The 20,187-nt window shown below is 64.0% G+C and carries 20 protein-coding genes and 1 pseudogene; 13 read left to right on the forward strand and 8 right to left on the reverse strand.

The features are described from left to right. Positions 1–15 precede the first annotated feature (15 nt). The 4 genes from JF290_RS15315 to lpxK all read left to right on the forward strand — a co-directional run bounded on the left by JF290_RS15315 (position 16) and on the right by lpxK (position 4,514). On the forward strand, positions 16–1,362 hold the full coding sequence (locus tag JF290_RS15315; RefSeq protein WP_199025761.1) for a TldD/PmbA family protein: 1,347 nt from the start codon (positions 16–18) through the stop codon (positions 1,360–1,362). Further along, a complete protein-coding gene (locus tag JF290_RS15320) occupies positions 1,349–2,128 on the forward strand; it encodes a 3'(2'),5'-bisphosphate nucleotidase CysQ (RefSeq protein ID WP_199025762.1) in 780 nt (259 codons plus the stop codon). Before JF290_RS15315 ends, JF290_RS15320 begins: the two co-directional genes overlap by 14 nt. 159 nt (positions 2,129–2,287) lie before the next feature. Further along, positions 2,288–3,529, forward strand: coding sequence for a 3-deoxy-D-manno-octulosonic acid transferase (locus tag JF290_RS15325; RefSeq protein WP_199025763.1), 1,242 nt, complete (start codon positions 2,288–2,290; stop codon positions 3,527–3,529). After that, entirely contained in the window at positions 3,516–4,514 is a 999-nt protein-coding gene (gene lpxK, locus JF290_RS15330) for a tetraacyldisaccharide 4'-kinase (protein ID WP_199025764.1), read from the forward strand. The genes JF290_RS15325 and lpxK overlap by 14 nt, the downstream gene beginning before the upstream one ends. A 65-nt stretch (positions 4,515–4,579) precedes the next feature. On the opposite strand, the gene JF290_RS15335 is transcribed toward lpxK, so the two are convergent. From JF290_RS15335 to JF290_RS15345, 3 genes are read right to left on the reverse strand one after another with little or no spacing between them, the layout of a single operon-like run. Then, the gene (locus JF290_RS15335; RefSeq protein WP_199025765.1) at positions 4,580–5,695 is read right to left on the reverse strand and encodes a CaiB/BaiF CoA transferase family protein; all 1,116 of its coding nucleotides are present in this window, start codon (positions 5,693–5,695) and stop codon (positions 4,580–4,582) included. Continuing rightward, entirely contained in the window at positions 5,695–6,324 is a 630-nt protein-coding gene (locus JF290_RS15340; protein WP_199025766.1) for a DsbA family protein, read from the reverse strand. The genes JF290_RS15335 and JF290_RS15340 overlap by 1 nt, the downstream gene beginning before the upstream one ends. 15 nt (positions 6,325–6,339) lie before the next feature. Then, positions 6,340–6,846, reverse strand: a complete 507-nt coding sequence (locus tag JF290_RS15345; protein ID WP_199025767.1) for a DUF721 domain-containing protein — start codon at positions 6,844–6,846, stop codon at positions 6,340–6,342. Between the two features lie 82 nt (positions 6,847–6,928). Here JF290_RS15345 and mutY point away from each other — a divergent pair, with 82 nt between their 5' ends. Continuing rightward, complete coding sequence (gene mutY / locus JF290_RS15350) at positions 6,929–8,005, forward strand: A/G-specific adenine glycosylase (RefSeq protein WP_199025768.1); 1,077 nt, start codon at positions 6,929–6,931, stop codon at positions 8,003–8,005. Beyond that, complete coding sequence (locus JF290_RS15355; RefSeq protein ID WP_199025769.1) at positions 8,002–9,159, forward strand: alkane 1-monooxygenase; 1,158 nt, start codon at positions 8,002–8,004, stop codon at positions 9,157–9,159. The genes mutY and JF290_RS15355 overlap by 4 nt, the downstream gene beginning before the upstream one ends. A 240-nt stretch (positions 9,160–9,399) precedes the next feature. On the opposite strand, the gene JF290_RS15360 is transcribed toward JF290_RS15355, so the two are convergent. From JF290_RS15360 to JF290_RS15380, 5 genes are all read right to left on the reverse strand, one after another. Then, positions 9,400–10,503 carry a site-specific DNA-methyltransferase gene (locus JF290_RS15360; protein WP_199025770.1) on the reverse strand — a complete coding sequence of 368 codons (1,104 nt, stop codon included), beginning with the start codon at positions 10,501–10,503 and terminating at the stop codon, positions 9,400–9,402. A gap of 91 nt (positions 10,504–10,594) precedes the next feature. After that, positions 10,595–11,227 (reverse strand): ribonuclease HII, encoded by a 633-nt coding sequence (locus JF290_RS15365; protein WP_199025771.1) that lies wholly within the window; start codon positions 11,225–11,227, stop codon positions 10,595–10,597. Beyond that, a complete protein-coding gene (locus tag JF290_RS15370; protein WP_199025772.1) occupies positions 11,224–12,018 on the reverse strand; it encodes an ABC transporter permease in 795 nt (264 codons plus the stop codon). Before JF290_RS15370 ends, JF290_RS15365 begins: the two co-directional genes overlap by 4 nt. Then, positions 12,015–12,737, reverse strand: a complete 723-nt coding sequence (locus JF290_RS15375; RefSeq protein WP_199025773.1) for an ABC transporter ATP-binding protein — start codon at positions 12,735–12,737, stop codon at positions 12,015–12,017. Before JF290_RS15375 ends, JF290_RS15370 begins: the two co-directional genes overlap by 4 nt. A 6-nt stretch (positions 12,738–12,743) precedes the next feature. Next, entirely contained in the window at positions 12,744–13,175 is a 432-nt protein-coding gene (locus tag JF290_RS15380) for a hypothetical protein (RefSeq protein WP_199025774.1), read from the reverse strand. Positions 13,176–13,396: 221 nt separating this feature from the next. Here JF290_RS15380 and JF290_RS15385 point away from each other — a divergent pair, with 221 nt between their 5' ends. From JF290_RS15385 to JF290_RS15415, 7 genes and pseudogenes are all read left to right on the forward strand, one after another. After that, positions 13,397–14,446: a dipeptidase gene (locus JF290_RS15385; protein ID WP_199025775.1), complete on the forward strand. Its 1,050-nt coding sequence runs from the start codon at positions 13,397–13,399 to the stop codon at positions 14,444–14,446. A 26-nt stretch (positions 14,447–14,472) separates the two neighbouring features. Continuing rightward, a complete protein-coding gene (locus JF290_RS15390; RefSeq protein ID WP_199025776.1) occupies positions 14,473–16,074 on the forward strand; it encodes an ABC transporter substrate-binding protein in 1,602 nt (533 codons plus the stop codon). Continuing rightward, a complete protein-coding gene (locus tag JF290_RS15395; RefSeq protein ID WP_199025777.1) occupies positions 16,075–17,133 on the forward strand; it encodes an ABC transporter permease in 1,059 nt (352 codons plus the stop codon). Next, a complete protein-coding gene (locus tag JF290_RS15400; RefSeq protein WP_199025778.1) occupies positions 17,130–18,044 on the forward strand; it encodes an ABC transporter permease in 915 nt (304 codons plus the stop codon). The genes JF290_RS15395 and JF290_RS15400 overlap by 4 nt, the downstream gene beginning before the upstream one ends. Next, positions 18,041–18,904 carry an ABC transporter ATP-binding protein gene (locus JF290_RS15405; protein WP_199025779.1) on the forward strand — a complete coding sequence of 288 codons (864 nt, stop codon included), beginning with the start codon at positions 18,041–18,043 and terminating at the stop codon, positions 18,902–18,904. Before JF290_RS15400 ends, JF290_RS15405 begins: the two co-directional genes overlap by 4 nt. Next, positions 18,901–19,653 carry an ABC transporter ATP-binding protein gene (locus JF290_RS15410; RefSeq protein ID WP_199025780.1) on the forward strand — a complete coding sequence of 251 codons (753 nt, stop codon included), beginning with the start codon at positions 18,901–18,903 and terminating at the stop codon, positions 19,651–19,653. Before JF290_RS15405 ends, JF290_RS15410 begins: the two co-directional genes overlap by 4 nt. Before the next feature lie 281 nt (positions 19,654–19,934). Then, a pseudogene (locus JF290_RS15415) lies at positions 19,935–20,187 on the forward strand (transposase); the annotation flags it as partial.

Here is a 20,187-nt window from a genome sequence, read left to right on the forward strand (position 1 = left end):
CCGGAAAGAGCCCGCATGACACAGTCCCTCGACCAGATCGCCGACGCCCTCTTGACCGCCGCCCAACGCGCCGGTGCCGAGGCGGCGGATGTGATGGTCGTGCGCGGCACGTCGCTGTCGATCGACGTGCGCGCCGCTGCTCTGGAGCAGGCCGATCGCGCCGAGGCGACCGATCTGGGCTTGCGGGTGCTGCTGGGCAAGCGGCAGGCCATCGTATCCGCTTCCGATATCCGGGCGGAAACGCTCGCCACGATGGCCGAGCGCGCCGTGACCATGGCCCGCGAAGCCCCCGAGGATCCCCATATCGGGCTGGCCGACCCGGCGCTTCTGGCGCGGGACCGGGACAGCGCTGCGCTGGAACTGGCCGATCCCGCGCCCGAACCCTCTCCCGAAACGCTGCAACAGGACGCGTTGGCGGCCGAGGCAGCCGGACGTTCGGTCAAGGGCGTGTCACAGGTGCAGGGGGCGCATGCCTCCTACGGCGCACACGCGGTGTTTCTTGCCGCGACCAACGGGTTTTCGGGCGGCTATGAACGCACCAGCCGCTCAACGTCCTGCGTTGCCATCGCGGGCACCGGCAGCGGGATGGAACGCGACTATGACGGCGATTCCCGTACCTTCCAAGGTGACCTGCGCGCACCAGAAGACATCGGCCGCACCGCCGGGGAACGCGCGGTCGAACGGTTGAATGCGCGCCAGCCGGCAACCGGCACCTATCCGGTGCTGTTTGACGAGCGCATCGCGGCCTCGCTGATCGGCCATCTGCTGTCGGCTGCGAATGGCGCTGCGATTGCGCGCGGATCGTCCTGGCTGAAGGACGCTTTAGGACAGCCAGTGTTGCCCGATGCGCTGTCGCTGATCGAGGAACCGCACCGTCCACGCGTCTCGGGTTCGCGCCCGTTCGACGCCGAGGGCATCCCGACCCGACGCCGCGCCGTGGTCGAGAACGGTGTGCTGACCGGCTGGACACTGGACCTGGCCAGCGCCCGCAAGCTGGGCATGGAGACCACCGGAAATGCCGCGCGCGGCGCGTCCTCTCCGCCCGCGCCGGCGAACTGGAACCTGAGCCTGACACAGGGCGAACACAGCCGCGCGGAGTTGATCGCCGACATGGGCACCGGCCTTCTGATCACGTCGATGATCGGCAGCACGATCAACCCGAATACCGGCGATTATTCTCGTGGGGCTTCCGGCTTCTGGGTCGAAAACGGCGAGATCGCCTATCCGGTGAACGAATGCACCATCGCGGGCAATCTTCGCGACATGCTGCGCCGGATCGTTCCGGCCAATGACGCGCGCCCCTACCTGTCGCGGGTCGTGCCCTCGCTGCTGATCGAAGGAATGACCCTTGCCGGCACGTGATCTCGATCTGCTGATCGACGCCGCTCGTGCGGCAGGCCGGATCGCGATGCGCTACACGGGGCCGACGCCGCGCTGGGACAAGCCGGGTGGCGCAGGTCCCGTGACAGAAGCGGATTTGGCGGTGAACGACCTGCTCCAGACCACCCTCTGCGGTGCGCGCCCCGACTACGGCTGGCTGTCCGAAGAGACCGAGGACAGCGCCGCGCGGCTGTCGCGCGACCGCGTCTTCATCGTCGATCCGATCGACGGCACCCGCAGCTTCGCCGACGGCTCGCGCACCTGGGCCCACGCGATCGCGGTGGCGGAACACGGAGTCGTCACCGCCGGGGTCGTGTTCCTGCCGATGCGCGGCCTGATGTACACCGCTGCCGCCGGTATGGGCGCCTTCGTGAATGGTTCGCGCATGACGCCGAGCCGTCGCGACACGCTGACCGCTGCCGAGATCCTCGCGACCAAGCCCAACATGGAGGCGGTGCACTGGAACCCCGGCCAGGTGCCCGATTTCAATCGCTCGCATCGCCCGTCGCTGGCGTATCGCATGGCATTGGTGGCCGAGGGGCGGTTCGACGGGATGCTGACGCTCAGGCCCTGCTGGGAATGGGACATCGCCGCTGGTGATCTGATCCTGCGCGAGGCCGGCGCGGCCTGTACCGACAAGACCGGCGCACCGCTGCATTTCAACAACCCGCACCCAACCGTCAACGGCGTGATCGCCGCCGGTCCGGTGGTGCACGGCCTGATCCGCGACGCCCTGCGCGATAGCTGACAGCCAACGTCCCCCTTCCCGCGCTCAACTTGACGCTTTCGCCCCATGGCGTAGGTTGCAGCCAGCCCGACGCCATCACGACAGGACGCCCGACATGATTGCACGTCTCCCTGCCGGTCCTCACCACCGCCGCTCCGCAGCGGAGCCCGGGCCCCGCCGGTGAGCCGGGGCACGCTCGGACTGTCGGCCTTTCGCACGCTTGCACGGCGCGAAACCAACCAGCACGACCTCGACGGCGCCGAACCGCGCCCGAAAGGCGAGGTGCTCTGGGCCCATGCGACGAGCACCGCACGATATTCGGCCCTTTGCAGCCTCGGCCTGCGCTTGCGGGCGCTGCGGTCCGACTTGCGGATGCTGATCAGCGTCGCGCGGACGCATATCGACCCCAAGCCCGAACCGCTGGAGGGGTGCGACCTCATCGTTTCGCTTGACGCCGACAGCCCGGCTGCGGCGCGCGCCTTTCTCGCCCATTGGCAGCCAGACATCTGCCTCTGGACCGGCGGCGACCTGATGCCGGCGCTGATCGAAGCGACCTCGGAGGCGGGCGTGCCGCTGATCCTGCTGGACATCTCGGAAACCGAGTTCCCGGCCCGGCGGCGCAGCTGGTTACCCGACGGTCTGCGCAGCACGCTGAACCGTTTTGACGTGATCCTTGCCAACAGCGAGGAAGCGATGGCGACGCTGAACCGGATCGGAGTCTTCGGACCGAAGCTGTCCGTTTCGGCCCGTTTGCGCAACAGCGCCGCGCCACCGTCCTGCTCGGACGAGGAACTTGCCGAGGTGACACGTGACATCGCCGGTCGGCCGGTCTGGCTGGCGGCGCATCTGCGCGCCGAGGAGTTCGGTGCCGTGCTCGCCGCGCACCGGACTGCGCTCAGGCTTGTTCATCGCCTGCTACTCATCGCCGTCACCGATCGCGCCAGCGATGCCGACCTGCTCAAGGAGCAGATGGCCGAGGCCGGTCTGCGCAGCATCGACTGGGATACCGGCGACGTGATAGAGGAGAACACCCAGGCCGTGGTGTCGCGCGATCTCGACAATCTCGGCCTCTGGTATCGGGTCGCGCCTCTGACCTTCCTGGGCCGGTCGCTGGACGCGGATGCCTCGGGGCGAAGCCCGCTCGAAGCCGCAGCCCTGGGGTCGGCGGTGCTGTATGGTCCCCACGTAGGCGCGCACGTGGAATCCTATGCTCGTTTGGCGGCGGCAGGTGCCGCGCGCAACGTGCGCGACGGCGAGAGCCTCGGCAGCGCGGTCATCCAGCTCGTCGCACCGGACCATGCTGCCGCGATGGCGCTGGCGGGATGGGAAGTTGTGACCGAGGATGCACATTTGACCGACCGCCTGATCGATCTGATCCTCGACTTTCTTGACCTGCGAGAGGCCCAAGATGCGCGCTCCTGATTTCTGGAACACGCCGCCAGACCGGCCCGACTGGCGGGCCCGTCTGCTTGCGCCCCTGGGTCGGGTCTATGCCGCCGCGACGGCGCGGCGGCTGGCGCGGCCCGGCGCTGTCGATCCGGGCGTTCCGGTGATCTGCGTCGGCAACCTGCATGCGGGTGGTACCGGCAAGACCCCGACGGTGATCTGGGTGCTGGAACAACTGCGCGACGCCGGGCACGAGCCGCATGTCGTCACCCGCGGTTATGGTGGCGAACTGAAAGGCCCGGTGGAGGTCGACCCATCGCGCCACCGTGCCGGTCAGACCGGTGACGAACCGCTGCTTCTGGCCGCCTTCGCGCGTGTCTGGGTCTCAGAAGACCGCGCCGAAGGTGCGCGCGCAGCCGCTGCGGCTGGCGCGAGCGTCATCGTTCTGGATGACGGGTTTCAGAACCCGGCGCTGCACAAGCAGTTGTCGATCGTCGTGGTCGATGCGGCGCACGGCTTTGGCAATGGGCGTTGCCTGCCCGCGGGCCCCTTGCGCGAACCGGTCGATGTCGGTCTCGCGCGGGCGGACCTGCTGCTGTCGCTCGGCCCTCCGCCCGCGCAGGAGGCGTTCGCCCGGTCCTGGGGTGAACAGATCGTGCTGCCGCATGTCACCGGAGAGATGATACCGCTGCAAACCGGGATGGACTGGACGGCCACGCCAGTGTTGGCCTTCGCGGGTATCGGGCAGCCGCAGAAGTTCTTTGACACGTTGCGCACGCTCGGCGCAGATCTGCGCCGCTGCGAGGCGCTGGACGATCACCAGCCACTGACCACCGCGTTGATGGCTCGACTGGAAACCGAGGCGCGGGCGCTTGGCGCGCAGATGGTCACGACCGAGAAGGACGCGGTACGCCTGCCCGCAACTTTCCGCAGCAAGGTCATCACCCTGCCGGTTCGCCTGAAAATCGCCGAAGCAGATCGCGTGCGTGAAATGATGCTGGCGGTCGCACCCCGGCCATGACGTGACCGCTCTCGAGGGGTGGTCGGGCTACCTGCCCGATGGAGGCCGCTGATCGTGGCGTTCGGCTAGCCGTTGTCCTCGCCCAGCTTGGGGGCGGGACGGTGCAACGCAAGCTCGGCATCGGAGAACCGGAACGGGGCGCGGATTCCCGGCACACCGTCCAGTTCGATTTGCATGCCGCGCGCCACCACCTGCGGGTCGGCCATCACCTCGGCAAGGTCGTTGATCGGCCCGGCCGGGATGCCCTCGGCCTCGCAGCCGGCCAGCAGATCCGCCTTGGTCCAACCCGCAGTCGCGCCGTTCAGCCGGGCGATCATCACCCGGCGATTGGCCAACCGGTCCTTGTTGCGGGCGAAATCCGGCGCCTCGACCATGTCGTCAAGGCCAAGCAACCTGCAGAGACGCTGGTATTGCGCATCGTTGCCAGTGGCGATGATGATATGCCCGTCGGCGCAGTCGAAGGCCTGGTAGGGCGTCAGGTTCACATGCCCATTACCCATGCGCTGCGGTGGCACTCCGGTCGTCAGGTAGTTCAGCGCCTGGTTGGCGGTCACGGACACCGCCACGTCCAGCAGCGCCATGTCGATGTGCTGGCCCTTGCCGGTTGTGTGGCGCTGGTGCAGCGCCGCAAGGATACCGGCGACACCGTAAACCCCGGTGAAGATATCCGTGATCGCGACGCCGGACTTCTGCGGCTGTCCGTCGGGTTCTCCGGTGATCGACATCAGGCCCGACATACCCTGGATGATGAAATCGTAGCCTGCCCGATGGGCATAGGGGCCGGTTTGACCGAACCCGGTGATCGAGCAATAGATCAGTCGCGGATTCAGCGCCGACAGGCTGTCGTAATCCAGCCCGTATTTCGCAAGACCCCCGACCTTGAAGTTCTCGATGAAGACATCCGCATCCTTGACCAGTTCACGAATGCGCGCCTGCCCCTCCGGGGTCGCGAAATCCACCGTGACCGAGGCCTTGCCCCGGTTGGTCGAGTGGAAATAGGCGGCGGATTCATCGTCGTCCCGCTGCACGAAGGGCGGGCCCCAGGCACGGGTGTCGTCGCCCTTGGGCGATTCCACCTTGATCACCTCGGCGCCCAGGTCCGACAGGGTCTGGCCAGCCCAGGGGCCAGCCAGGATACGGGCGAGTTCGACGACCTTCAGTCCGGCCAGCGGAGCCGCCATCACTTATCCAGTTCTGCGTCGATCAGCGCGGCGAATTCCTCATAGGACATGTTCTCGACCTTCTTGCCGTTGACCACGAAAGACGGCGTGCCGGTCACGTTGTCAGCCTCGGAATTCTCCTGGAACCACGCGACGAGGGTCTGCGCCTTTTCGCCGTCCTGGAAACAGGCGTCGAGCTGGGCGTCTTCGAGGCCTGCCAGCTTGCCGATCTTGCGCAGCTCGCCGACGATGGCGTTGGCGTCACCCGCACTGGTCCATTCGCTCTGGGATTGATAGATCAGATCGGTGATGCCGAAGAACTTCTCGGGTCCGCCGCAACGCGCGACCATCGACGCCCAGAGTCCGTAGCGGTCGAAATAGACCTCGCGGTAGATCATCCGGACCTTGCCGGTGTCGATGTAGTTTTCCTTGATCTGCTGATAGACGCCCTTGTGAAAGGTCGCGCAATGCGGGCAGGTGTAGGAGGCATACTCGATGATCGTGACCGGCGCGTCTGGATCCCCCTGCGCCATCTCGATGACACCCGAGGTGTCGATATCGGCGTCCTGCGCCTGAAGTTCGCCTGTTGCCAGCAGGCCGCCAAGGGCAAGGGCTGCGACACCGCTCAGCAGGAAGTCTCTTCGGTTCATTGGATTGTGCCTCTCTCAGTGTTGCGACTTGCTTAGAACGTTGCGGCCCAGACGTTCAAGGGCTGCACGCAAATCCTCGTTCTGGATCGGCCGTGCCGCCTCGGCGGCACGGGCCAGTTTCTGCGGGTCGAGCGGCGGCGGCGCGACCGGTTCGGGCGGCGCAAACATCGCCTGTCCTTCGGCAAAGCCTGTCGGGGCGGTCTGGGTGATGCGGACCCGGCTGATCGCATTGTAGCCATAAACCGCGTTGACCTTTTCGCGCAGTTTTTCCTTCTGCATTTCGAGCACCGGCGCCTGGGCGCCGGTCGTCAGCACCGTGAGCGTCGCGCCCATGCCGCCCCGGCCATAGGTCACGTTGACGGGGCGCGCGATGGTCGCGATCTCGGGGCCGGCGATCTCGGCCCAATGGGTCAGCAAGCGCGACACGGCGAAGCCACGGCTTTCACCGGCGCGTCGGATTTGGTCGTTCAGCACCGTTGCGGTGCGCTTGAACCCGCGTGTCGTTGTCTGTCGTCGCGCCATTGGTGGTTTCCATCCCATGCGCCGCTATTGTAATTGCCATGCAAACAGGCACCAGCGAAACCGGAACAACGGACCATAAAGAATGCGTGACGGTGAGATGACCGAAATCGACCTCTCGCGCGCGCTGCTGGGCTGGTACGATCGCCACGCGAGGGTCCTCCCCTGGCGCATCGGTCCGGCCGAGAGCGCCGCCGGACAGCGGCCCGACCCCTACCGCGTCTGGCTGTCCGAGGTGATGCTGCAGCAAACCACGGTGGCCGCCGTGAAGGCGTATTTCGAGCGGTTCACGATGCTCTGGCCCACGGTGGATGACCTCGCCGCCGCACCGGATGAGTCGGTGATGGGCGAATGGGCGGGATTGGGTTACTATGCCCGCGCTCGCAACCTGCTGAAATGTGCCCGCATGGTATCGAACGAGCTTGGCGGTGCGTTTCCGCAAACGCGGGAGGGGCTGATCGCGCTGCCCGGCATCGGCCCCTATACCGCTGCAGCGATCGCCGCTATCGCCTTCGATGAGCCGGAAACCGTGCTCGACGGCAATGTAGAGCGCGTGATGGCGCGGCTCTTTGACATCCACACGCCATTGCCCACCGCCAAACCCGAGCTGATGACCCGCGCCGAAACACTGACGCCCCGGCGGCGTCCCGGCGATCACGCTCAGGCGGTGATGGATCTTGGCGCGACGATCTGCACGCCGAAATCTCCCGCCTGCGGCATCTGCCCCCTGCGCGATCCCTGCGCCGCGCGCCGGGCCGGCACCGCAGCAGAATTGCCCAAGAAGACAGCCAAGAAGCCCAAACCAACGCGGCACGGCACGATCTACCTCGGGCAGCGGGGGGACGGCGCCTGGCTGATGGAGCGCCGTCCGGACAAGGGACTGTTGGGCGGGATGCTGGGCTGGCCCGGCTCGGACTGGGGCGAAGCCGCCGTTGACGCGCCGCCTGTCGCCGCCGACTGGACCGTCCTGCCCGGCGAGGTGCGCCACACCTTCACCCATTTCCACCTGGTGCTATCGGTGCACATCGCGCCCCTGCCCTTGGATTGCGCACCCGAACGCGGTTTTTTCGTCGACAAACACGCGTTCCGCCGCAGCGACCTGCCAACGGTGATGCGAAAGGCATTTGATCTGGCGCGCGATGCGATAAAGGATCGGGCATGAGCCTCGCGACCGACTCCACGATTTCCGCCACTGCCCGCCTTGGCGGTTGGCAGGCGGCTTTGCCGTTCTGGATGTCCTTCCTGCTGGTGCCGCTGGCTTGGGTCAGCGCCACGCAGGGCGGCTGGACTGTTCTTCTGCTGCCGCTGGTGACGTGGTACCTGTTCTCCGCACTCGACTGGATCGGCGGTCTGAACCTCGCCAATGCCGACCCCCAGACGCCCGAAGCCGACCTGTTCTGGTATCGGCTGCTCACGCTGCTCTGGTCGCCGGTGCAGTTCGTCACCGTCTTCGCCCTGATCTGGTATGTCGCGCCGGCCGAACATCTTTCGACACTTGAAAAGCTGGCGGTGTTCTTCGGTGTCGGGGTCATTTCGGGCACGGTGGGGATCAACTACAGCCACGAACTGATGCACCAGAAGAACCGGTTCGAACGGGCATTGGCGGATCTGCTGCTGGCGATGGTGCTCTACTCGCATTTCCGTAGCGAACACCTGCTGGTGCATCACCGCTATGTCGGCACCCCGCGCGACCCGGTGACGGCGCGCTATGGCGAGAGTTTCTATCGCTTCTATCCAAGGGTACTGAGGCAAAGCCTGCTGTCGGCCTTCGCGGCGGAAAAGGCCAAGCTGGCGCGCAAGAACCGGCCATGGACCGACGCGTCCAATCCGTTCTGGCGCTACTGGATTCTGCAGGGCGGCATGCTGGCACTGGCCTTCGTGTTGGGCGGCTGGGCCGGAGTCGGGCTGTTCCTGATGCAGGCCGGAGTCGCGATCTGGCAACTGGAACTGGTCAACTACGTCGAGCATTACGGTTTGACCCGCAAGCACCTTGGCAACGGCAAGTACGAACATGTGCGCCCGCATCATTCATGGAACGCGGCGCACCGGGTGTCCAACTGGCTGCTGATCAACCTGCAGCGCCATTCCGACCATCACTACAAGCCCGATCGGCGTTTTCCTCTATTGCAGACTCATGCGGCCTCGGACGCCCCGCAACTGCCCTATGGCTATCCAGTGATGACCATCGCGGCGATGATCCCTCCGCTGTGGCGGCGGGTGATGAACCCGCGGGTACGGCGCTGGCGCGCGATGTATTACCCCGAGATCACCGACTGGACGCCCTACACCAAGCGCACGTTGCCAGTGCCGCGCTGAACCGAACACGTGTCGCCGGCGCGGGCTTCAGGGTCAACGTCGGGGTGCTTCGCATTGACCCGTACGTTGAAAACCTTCGGGTTGGAGCGAGTTGTATCGCACGCGACATACGTCAAGTTTTTTAAGTCTTTGAGAACCTTCGTCAAAACGGGAAACGAAAAAAGCCCCGCCATGACGGCGGGGCAGGTGTGGTGCCACATGACAGGCCACAGGCACCGGCGGTTTTCGTGAATGCCTGGATCAGCCCTGCATCTCGGAGCGGATCTGCTGGCGCAGCACGTCGATCGGCACGGTCTTGCCGTCGCGCTTGAAACACCAGTAGGTCCAGCCGTTGCAACTCGGTGCGCCTTCGAGCGCGGCGCCGACCTGGTGGATCGAGCCCTTGACGTCGCTGCCGATCAGCGTGCCATCAGCGCGCACCTTGGCCTTGAAGCGCTTGTTCATCGAGTAGAGTTCTTCGCCCGGACGCAGCATCCCGCGTTCGACCAACTGGCCGAACGGCACCCGCGGTTCCGCGCGCTTGGAGGCGCTGACCTGCAAGGCCTCGCGGTCGAACTTGCGAACCTTGGCGATCCGTTTCTCGGCGACCGCGCGATAGGCGGGCTCGCGTTCGATACCGATGAAGTCGCGGCCCAGCATCTTGGCCACCGCACCGGTGGTACCGGTGCCGAAAAACGGGTCGAGCACCACGTCGCCCGGATTGGTCGAACCGACCAGAACCCGGTGCAGCAGGCTTTCCGGTTTCTGGGTCGGATGCGCCTTGTCGCCCTTGTCGTCCTTGAGCCGCTCATGACCGGTGCAGATCGGCAGAACCCAATCGCTGCGCATCTGGATGCCTTCGTTCAGCGCCTTCAGCGCTTCGTAGTTGAAGGTGTATTTCCCGCCCTCGGACTTGCTGGCCCAGATCATTGTCTCATGCGCGTTGGTGAAGCGCTTGCCGCGGAAGTTCGGCATCGGATTGGACTTGCGCCAGACGACGTCGTTGAGGATCCAGTAACCCGCGTCCTGAAGAGCCGCACCGACGCGGAAAATGTTGTGATAGCTGCCGATCACCCAGATCGCGCCATCGGGTTTCAGCAGGCGCCGCGCGGCCTTCAGCCATTCGCGGGTGAACGTGTCATAAGCGGCGAAAGACGAGAACTGATCCCAGTGATCGTCGACCGCATCGACCTGGCTGTTGTCGGGCCGGTGCAGCTCTCCCTTGAGCTGCAGGTTATAGGGCGGATCGGCAAAGATCAGGTCGATGGATGCCTCGGGAAGACTGTTCATCCGCTTGATGCAGTCGCCATCCAGAATCGTGTTGAGCGGGAGCGCAGCCGCGCCCTGTGTCTTGGTCTTTGTCATTGTCTGCCTCTGTCCCGGACCGCTTCGTGCGCTCTCGTGGTTGTGGAAAACAATGAGTCAAAGCCGAATCTCCGTCAAATTCTTTTTTGAATCAGTCACTTATAGTTTTATCTTGATACAATATATTGTGCACGGGTTTGAAGGAACGTCTATGGTGTGGGGTCACACCAAGATTTTGAAGCGCCAACCTGTGACTTTTTGATGGATAGCCCGCGTTGGTCTCCCAGCCGTAGCCGGGATGCTGTTGCGCCAAATCCACCATGATCCGATCCCGCGCGATCTTGGCCACGATCGAGGCCGCCGCGATCGACACCGAGCGCCCGTCCCCCCGAACCACCGCCGCCGAAGGAAGCGCAAGGCCGCGTGGGATCATGCTGCCGTCGATCAGCACGAAGTCGGGCGGCGGGGACAGCGCGGCCACCGCACGTTCCATCGCGAGGTGGCTGGCGCGCAGGATGTTGAGGCGGTCGATCTCCTCGACGCTGGCATGGGCGATCGATACCTCAGCCTGCTCGTGGATCAGCACTGCGATCCGCGCGCGCGCCTTTGCCGTCAGCTTCTTTGAATCATTGAGCCCTTCGGGAATTTGCGCCGGGTCGAGGATCACTGCCGCCGCCGTGACCGGACCGGCAAGCGGGCCGCGTCCGACCTCGTCGACGCCTGCGACGCGGGGAAAGCCGCGCCCCCGCGCAGCGCGTTCGAGACTATCATCCGGCACATTCATCCGCGCGCCTTGCGCACCATGCCGCGGGCCGGGTCATAGCCGATCAGGCTGCCCGCCATGAACACTGCGAACGCCAGCACCACCCACAAGAGCGCCATGCCGTTGAAGCTTTCATAGAGAGCGAAACGGATCAGTTCGACCGCGTGGGTGAACGGGTTGAAGGCGCAGATGTCGCGCAGAAGGGTCGAGCTTTCGGCCATCTTCCACAACGGGTAGAGCGCGCTCGACAGGAAGAACATCGGGAAGATCACAAAGTTCATCACGCCCGCAAAATTCTCGAGCTGCTTGATCGTCGACGAGATCAGCAGGCCAAGCGCGCCCAGCATCAGCCCTGTCAGGATCAACACGGGGAACAGGTAGACATAGCCCATCAGCGGCATGGTGATCCCGAACGCCGCCGAGATCGCCAGGAACACGTAAACCTGCAGGATCGACACCGCGACGCCCGCCATCAGCTTGCAGAACAACAGCCACCAGCGCGGCAAACGGCTGGTCAGCAGCAGGCGCATCGAGCCCATCTCGCGGTCATACACCAGCGAGAGCGAGGACTGCATCCCATTGAAAAGCTGGATCATGCCGCAGAGGCCGGGGACGATATAGACCTCGTAGGTGATGTAGGTCTGGTAGGGCGGAATGATCGACAAGCCCAAAGCGGCACGAAAGCCCGCGGCGAAGACGACCAACCAGACCAATGGCCGCACGAGGGCGGCGAGGAAGCGACTGCGCTGGTTCATGAAGCGCATGGCTTCGCGCAGCACGATGGCGCGCAGCGCAACGAGATAGGCGATCATGCGGCCTGCTCGCGCGCGGTCATGGCCATGAAGGCATCTGTCAGGCTGCCTGTGCCGGCGATGCTGGCCGCCGTGCCCTGTGCGCGCACCTTGCCCTGATGCAGCACCACGACCTCGTCCGTCTCGCGGATCTCGTCGACCAGATGGGTGGCCCAGAAGACCAGCAGGCCGGTGTCGGCAAGGTCGTGAACATGGGCGGTGATCGCCTGACGGCTGGCGGTGTCCAGTCCCACGGTGGGTTCGTCCAGCAGCAGAACCTTGGGGTCATGAATCAGCGCGCGGGCAATCTCCATCCGGCGTCGGTGGCCGCCGTTCAACGCGCGGGCCTTCTCGCGGGCGCGTTCGCGCATGTCGAGCCGGTCCAGCGCTGCGTCGATGTTCTTTTGCGCGGCCTTCCCCGACAAACCCTGCAGTGCCGCGAAATAGCGCAGGTTCTGCAACACGGTCATGTCGAGGTCGAGCGTCTGTTGCTGGAACACCACCCCGATGCTGGCCAGCGCGCCGCGCGGGTCGCTGGCGATGTCATGCCCGGCCACGGTGATCGTTCCGTGACGTGTCACCAGAAGCCGGGTCATCAGGGAAAACAGCGTCGATTTGCCAGCGCCGTTCGGGCCGAGCAAGGCGCAGAAGCGCCCCGCGTCGAGCGCGAACGAAACGTCATCCAACGCCCGCTTGGCGCCATACTGATAGGTCACATCATGGACCTCAAGCATGGTCATGCGCGACTACTCGATGATGATTTCGACCCGCTGGCTCTCGCCGGTCGATCCCGGTTGCTTCAATTCATAACGGCCGGGCTTGATCGCGATGAACTCGATTTCCATCGTGCCGGCCTCGTCGAATTCGACGCTGTCGATGCCCAGCGGGCGGATTTCAAGACCGTTGATGACGATCTCGTTGATCCAGATGGCACGGAAGAAGCCAGCGCCTTCCAGCGCCAGTTCACCGGTACCGTCGGATTCGATCTCGATCTCATAGGCGGTGCCGGATTTCAGCATCAAAGGCGCTTCGGCAATAGGCTTGCCGACCGAGAGGGTCAGTTCCGGCAGATCTTCCTTGTTGGAACTGGACAGGAGTCCCGCGAAGCCCAAGTCGTGGGCTGCCAGGGGCGCGGCGAAGAATGTTGCGGCAAGGCCGGCGTAGATTGCGGTTTTCATTGTTGAAGAGGCTCCCTGCATTTCGTTGGATTTCAACTCGCGTGAGCATTTCACGTGAGACGCGGACGTCAAGCAACACCAAAGGCGCAGAGACTCGTCCCCCGTGGACCATCGTTTTTGCCATTGCGGAAACGCACCGGTTCCATGACACTCCGCGGCATGACGTATGAAAAGACCCAACGGCCGAGAAGTCTCGGCCACGGAATATCGCGGCCCAGGCCATGACGGCGTTCCCGGTTTTCGACGGCCATAACGATCTCGTGCTCAGGCTCCTCAAAGGCGACGCGACCGCAGAGGGCGTGGCCAACGGCCTGAACGATGGCCATATCGACAAGCCCCGGGCCGTGAAGGGCGGGTTCGCCGGCGGCATGTTCGCGATCTATGTCCCAAGCCCGCGCGACGCCGCCGCGCGCGAAGACGAGATGCAGAAGCCCTCCTACGACCTTCCCCTGCCCGACCCTCTTGATGAGGATTTCGCGGTCGGCTGGACCGAACGCGGCTTTGACGCGCTGGACGATCTGGAACGCGTCGGCGCGGTGCGGATATGTCGGACAGTGGACGAGATTTCCGCGACCCTCGGCGCGGCGGAAATGGCCGCCGTCGTCCATATCGAGGGCGCGGAAGCCATCGACCGCGACTTTGCACGGCTTCACGCCTATCACGCACGCGGGTTGCGCTCGCTCGGGCCGGTCTGGAGCCGCGAGACGATCTGGGGCCACGGTGTGCCGTTTCGCTTTCCGTCCGACCCCGATATCGGCCCCGGGCTGACCGACGCGGGCAAGGCGCTGGTGCGCGAATGCAACCGGCTGCGCATCCTGATCGACCTGTCGCACCTGAACGCCAAGGGGTTCGACGACGTGGCGCGGATCAGTGACGCGCCGCTGGTCGCGACCCATTCAAACGCCTGGGCAGTGACGCCGCATTCACGCAATCTGACCGACCGGCAACTGGACGCGATCCGCGACAGCGGCGGCATGGTGGGAATCAACTTCGCCAGTGCCTTCCTGCGGCCGGACGGCCAGATGAACGACGATTTCGGTCTTGACATAGTCCTAAGACATTTTGACCATTTGGTCGAAAGACTGGGAGAAGACCGGGTGGGGATCGGGTCGGATTTCGACGGCGCGCTGGTTCCTAAACCGATCACCGATTGTGCAGGTCTGCCCAATCTGGTCGCGGCCCTGCGCACCCATGGGGCTGACGACGCGCTTTTGAAAAAGGTAACGCATGGTAACTGGTTGCGTGTCCTGCGCTTGACGTGGGGCGACTAAACAACAAACGAACAGGGAGTGTTCACATGACGAACCGATTGAGTTTCGCAGCCGCGGCCGCCGCAGCACTGATCATGGCCAGCGACATGGCGCCGGCCTTTGCCGAAACACCGCCGAACATGCTGGTGATCGCCAACCGGATCGACGACATCAAGACCTTTGACCCGGCGGAAAGCTTCGAGTTCGCAGGTGCCGATGTCAGTCGCAACGTCTATGAGAAGCTGGTCAATTTCGATCCGCTGGACCTCGACGCCGGCTATCAGCCCCAGCTTGCGGAAAGCTGGGACATCTCGGAGGACGGAAAAACCGTCACCTTCACCATGGCCGAGGGTCACGTATTTTCGACCGGCAACCCCGTAACGGCAAAGGATGCCGAGTTCTCGTTGCGCCGCGCGGTGCTTCTGAACAAGACCCCGTCCTTCATCCTGACCCAGTTCGGTTTCACCCCCGAGAACGTGGAAGAGACCATCGTCGCCACCGATGACAAGACGCTGGTGTTGACGCTGGACAAGCCCTACGCGGTCTCGTTCGTGCTGAACTGCCTCACCGCCACCATCGGCGGCATCGTCGACATGAAGGCGGCGATGGAGAACGAGGTGGACGGCGACATGGGCAACGAATGGCTGCGCACCAACACCGCGGGATCGGGCCCCTACAAGGTCGTTGACTGGAAGCCCAGCGAAAGCGTTTTGATGGACCTGAATCCGAACTATCACGGCGACGCCCCGGCGATGGAGCGGGTTATCGTTCAGCACATCCAGGAAAGTGCCACCCAGCGTCTGCAGTTGGAACGCGGCGATATCGACGTCGCGCGCAACCTCTCGCCCGAGGACGTGGCAGGTCTGGACGGAGTCGACGGCGTCAAGGTCGTGGACGAACTTCGAGGGCGCCTGATGTACTGGGCGGCGAACCAGAAGAACGAGATGCTGTCCGATCCCAAGGTTCTGGAAGCTTTGAAATGGGCCGTCGATTACGACGGCATGTCGGGATCGTTCCTGAAGGGACAATACACCGTGCACCAAGCCTTCCTGCCGCTGACCTTCCTCGGCGCGCTGGAGGACAAGCCCTATTCCTTTGACATGGAGAAGGCAAAGGCGGCGCTGGCGGAGTCGAACCACCCCGACTGCGGCCCGATCAAGATCTCGGTGCGCGAAGCACAGGAGCGGCTGGACATCAGCCAATCGCTGCAGAACACTTGGGGCCAGCTGGGCTGCGAGGTCGAACTGATCGTTGGAACCGGTGCGCAGACACTCGACCGTTATCGCGCGCGTGAGCATGACATCTACATGGGCGCCTGGGGCCCCGACTATCCCGACCCGAACACCAACGCCGCGACCTTTGCGCAGAACCCGGACAACGCCGACGAGGCCGGCAACACCGGCTATCTGGCGTGGCGCAACGCCTGGGACATTCCGGAGATGAGCGAGAAAACCCTCGCTGCGGTGGTCGAGAACGACACCGAGGCCCGCGCCCAGATGTATCGCGACATCCAGGCCGAGCATCAGCAGACCAGCCCCTTCGGCGTCATGTTCCAGCAGATCGAGCAGAACGGAATGCGCTCGAATGTCGAAAACTTCGTGGCCGGTGGCGCGACCACGGCGGTGTCCTACTGGGTCATCACCAAGTAAATGGCACAGAGCCAGACACACGGGGAGGGGCGGCAGACGCTGTCCCTCCCTCCTTGGTTCAAGAGGTTGCTCGCGACACTTGCGACAGTGGCGGCGACGATCCTCGGCCTGCTCTTCGTGACCTTCATGATCGGTCGCGTGATGCCGATCGACCCGGTTCTTGCAGTGATCGGCGAACGCGCGACGCAGGCGCAATATGACGAGACCTTCCGCGAGCTCGGGCTCGACAAGCCACTCATGGTGCAGTTTGGCATCTATGTCGGTGACGTGCTTCTGGGCGATTTCGGCAAGTCGATCCGTACCGGGCAGGAAGTGGCCACCGATATCGGCCGCGTGTTCCCGGCCACCCTGGAACTGGCAACGCTCGGCACCCTGATCGGCGTCATCCTCGGCGTCCCGCTGGGCGTCATTGCCGCCGTGCGGCGCGGCAGCTGGATCGACCAGGTCGCCCGCTTCGTCGGCCTGATCGGCTATTCCATGCCGATCTTCTGGCTCGGCCTCGTCGGGCTGCTCGTGTTCTACGGCATTCTCGGCTGGGTGTCGGGACCGGGGCGCGTCGGCATCTTCTATCAGGGCATCGTCGAGCCTATCACCGGAATGCTGCTGGTCGACAGTGCGCTGCGCGGCGAATGGGCTGTCTTCCGCAACGCCTTTTCTCATATCATCCTGCCCGCGTCGCTGCTGGGATATTACTCCATGGCCTATATTAGCCGCATGACACGGTCCTTCATGCTTGAACAACTGGGCTCGGAATATGTCACGACTGCCCGCGTCAAGGGCCTGTCGGAATGGCAGGTGGTCTGGGGCCATGCCTTCCGAAACATTCGTATTCAACTGGTCACCGTGATCGCGCTGGCCTACGCCAACCTGCTGGAGGGGTCGGTCCTGACCGAGATCATCTTTGCCTGGCCCGGCATCGGCAGCTACATCACGACCTCGCTTCTGGCCAACGACATGAACTCGGTTCTTGGCGGCACCATCGTGATCGGAGTGATCTTCGTGGGCATCAACATCTTCTCGGACATTCTGTACCGTTTCTTCGACCCGAGGGCGAAATGAACGGGACGGCGGGATGGCGCGACTGGCTGCTGACCGACGAACCGGCTTCGCGCCGGCAAGCGCGGCTGTCGTCCTGGTACAAGGGCTGGCTGACCTTCCGCTCGAACACGCTGGCGATGCTCGGGCTGGGGGTTCTTCTGTTCCTGATCCTCGCCGCGATCTTCGCGCCCATCCTGGCGACGCATGATCCCTTCGCGCAGGATCTCGGCAACCGCCTGCTCGCACCGGGAGAACAGGGACATTTCTTCGGCACTGACAGCCTGGGTCGGGACATCTATTCGCGCATCCTCTACGGCGCGCGCATCTCTATCTACATCGTCCTGCTTGTCGTGATGGTGGCGCCCGTGGTCGGGCTGATCATGGGAACGGTCGCCGGCTATGCGGGGGGCTGGATCGACGTGATCCTGATGCGGATAACCGACATCTTCCTGGCCTTCCCGCGCCTGATCCTGGCGCTTGCCTTCGTGGCGGCGCTGGGGGCCGGGATCGAGAACGCGGTGCTGGCCATATCGCTCACCGCCTGGCCGCCTTATGCGCGGATCGCCCGCGCCGAGACCTTGACCATCCGCAATTCGGACTTCATTCACGCGATCCGCCTACAGGGTGCCGGGCCCGTGCGGATCGTGACGCGGCATATCTGGCCGCTCTGCATTTCATCGCTGGTGATCCGGGTGACGCTGGACATGGCCGGCATCATCCTGACAGCGGCGGGGTTGGGCTTTCTGGGCCTCGGAGCGCAGCCGCCCAGCCCGGAATGGGGCGCGATGATCTCGGAAGGGCGCAAGTACATCCTCGATTACTGGTGGGTTGCCACGATTCCGGGCATCGCCATCTTCGCGATCTCGCTGGCCTTCAACCTCCTGGGTGACGGCCTGCGCGACGTTCTGGACCCCAAGGAGAGCAATTCGTGACGGATGAACCCCTGCTGGACGTCGAGAACCTGTGGGTCAAGTTCCACACGCGCACCGGCATCGTCGACGCGGTGCGCGGCATCTCGTTCACGCTGGGGCGCGAGCGGCTGGGGATCGTGGGAGAGTCCGGCTCGGGCAAATCGATGACCGGGCGCGCCATCCTGCGGCTGATCCGTCCCCCCGGGCAGATCGAAGCCGACAAGATGGAGATGCACGGCGAAGACATCCTGCACGCCCCGGAAGACCGGATGCGACGGCTGCGCGGCGGGCGCGTGTCGATGATCATGCAGGATCCGAAGTTCTCCCTGAACCCGGTGATGACCGTGGGCCAGCAGATGGTCGAAGCACTGCGCGCGCATGAGAAGGTCTCCAAATCCGAAGCCCGCGAACGTGCTATCGCGATGCTCGACGAGGTTGCGATCCGCGATCCGGAACGAGTTTACGGACTGTATCCGCACGAGGTGTCGGGCGGCATGGGCCAGCGCATCATGATCGCGATGATGGTGCTGCCCAATCCTGAAATCCTGATCGCCGACGAACCCACATCTGCACTGGACGTATCGGTCCAACTGCAGGTTCTGGAGATCATGAACAAGCTGGTGCGCGATCGCGGGATGGGACTGATCTTCATCAGCCACGACCTCAACCTGGTGGCGAAGTTCTGCGACCGGATCGTCATCATGTATGCCGGGCGCATCGTCGAAACCTGCAACGCCAGCGAGCTGAAGAACGCCAGCCACCCCTACACGGTCGGTTTGCTGAACTCTGTTCCCGATCTCGAGAACCCGCGGGAGCGGCTTGACGTGCTGCAGCGCGATCCGACATGGACGGACGCTCCATCGGTGAGTGCACGGGTATGAGCGATATCTCGATAGAAGGCCTGAATGTCTGGTTCGGCACAAAGGGAGATCGCTCCTACGCAGTGCGCGATGTCAGTTTCGAGGTCGACCCCGGCGAGAGTTTTGGTCTGGTCGGAGAAAGCGGCTCGGGCAAGTCCACCATTCTGCGCGCCATTGCCGGGCTGATTCCGACCTGGTCGGGGCAGATGACCGTCGCGGGCGAACCACTGGGCAAGACCAGAAGCAAGGCATTCTACCGCAAGGTGCAGATGGTGTTTCAGGACCCCTATGCCTCACTGCATCCGCGCCATACCGTCGATCAGGTGTTGTCCGAAGCGATGAAGCTGCATGGCGGCGACAATGTCGACGAGCGGATCGTCAAGCTGCTGAATGACGTCGGGCTTGGTCCCGGCTTCCGGTTCCGCTATCCGCACCAGATGTCGGGCGGCCAGCGCCAGCGCGTCGCGATCGCCCGTGCGTTGGCGCCAGAGCCGTCGATCCTGCTTCTGGACGAGCCGACCTCGGCGCTCGACGTGTCGGTGCAGGCCGAGATCCTGAACCTGCTGGTCGACCTTCGGGCCGAACACAAGCTGACCTACCTGATGGTCTCGCACGACCTGGGCGTCGTGGGCCATCTCTGCGGCCGCATCGCCGTCATGCGCGACGGACGCTTTGTCGAGACGCTGGGGGTCGAACAGATGCGCCGGCTGGAGGCAAAGGAAGCCTACACGAAACACCTTCTGGACAGCTCGATCAACTCGGTCCGCTGATCGCTTGATAGTTCGCCTGGTATCGCGCGCGGGTTCTGGGCCTCCACGAGGGAACGTCCTGCCATTTTCAACGCCATGGATTTGGACCACGATTTTGGCTGTGCAAACTTGGAACCCGCCGAGCATGTATCGATGGTAATTCAGTCCGATTCGTCAGATAACTCATTCGACTCTAAAACTAGGTGTTCAGTCCCGGCATTTGGTGGATCGGGTGGAGGATGATGAGTTGGCCCTATTTTCATAGACGCGTTGCCCCCTTGCTTTGAGCCGAGGAGGCGACCATTGGAACAAGCAACTACAGCGACTAGTTCAAGCGCGATGCGGTGCGTCAGATCACTTTGCGCGGGTATCCGGTGGGGGAGGTTTCCCGGCGCTTGGGCGTGAGCACGCATTCTCTGTATGAATGGATGGAGCTTTTCGCGGACCCAGTTCCTAAGACGGGCGTCGATCACGAGGCCGAGAACCGTCGGCTGAAGTGGGTGCTGGCCCGTGTCATTGAGGAGCGTGACATCCTAAAAAAAGCAACGGCGTACT

The sequence above is a fragment of the Sedimentitalea arenosa genome (assembly GCF_016428585.1).
Classification (GTDB): Bacteria; Pseudomonadota; Alphaproteobacteria; order Rhodobacterales; family Rhodobacteraceae; genus Sedimentitalea; species Sedimentitalea arenosa.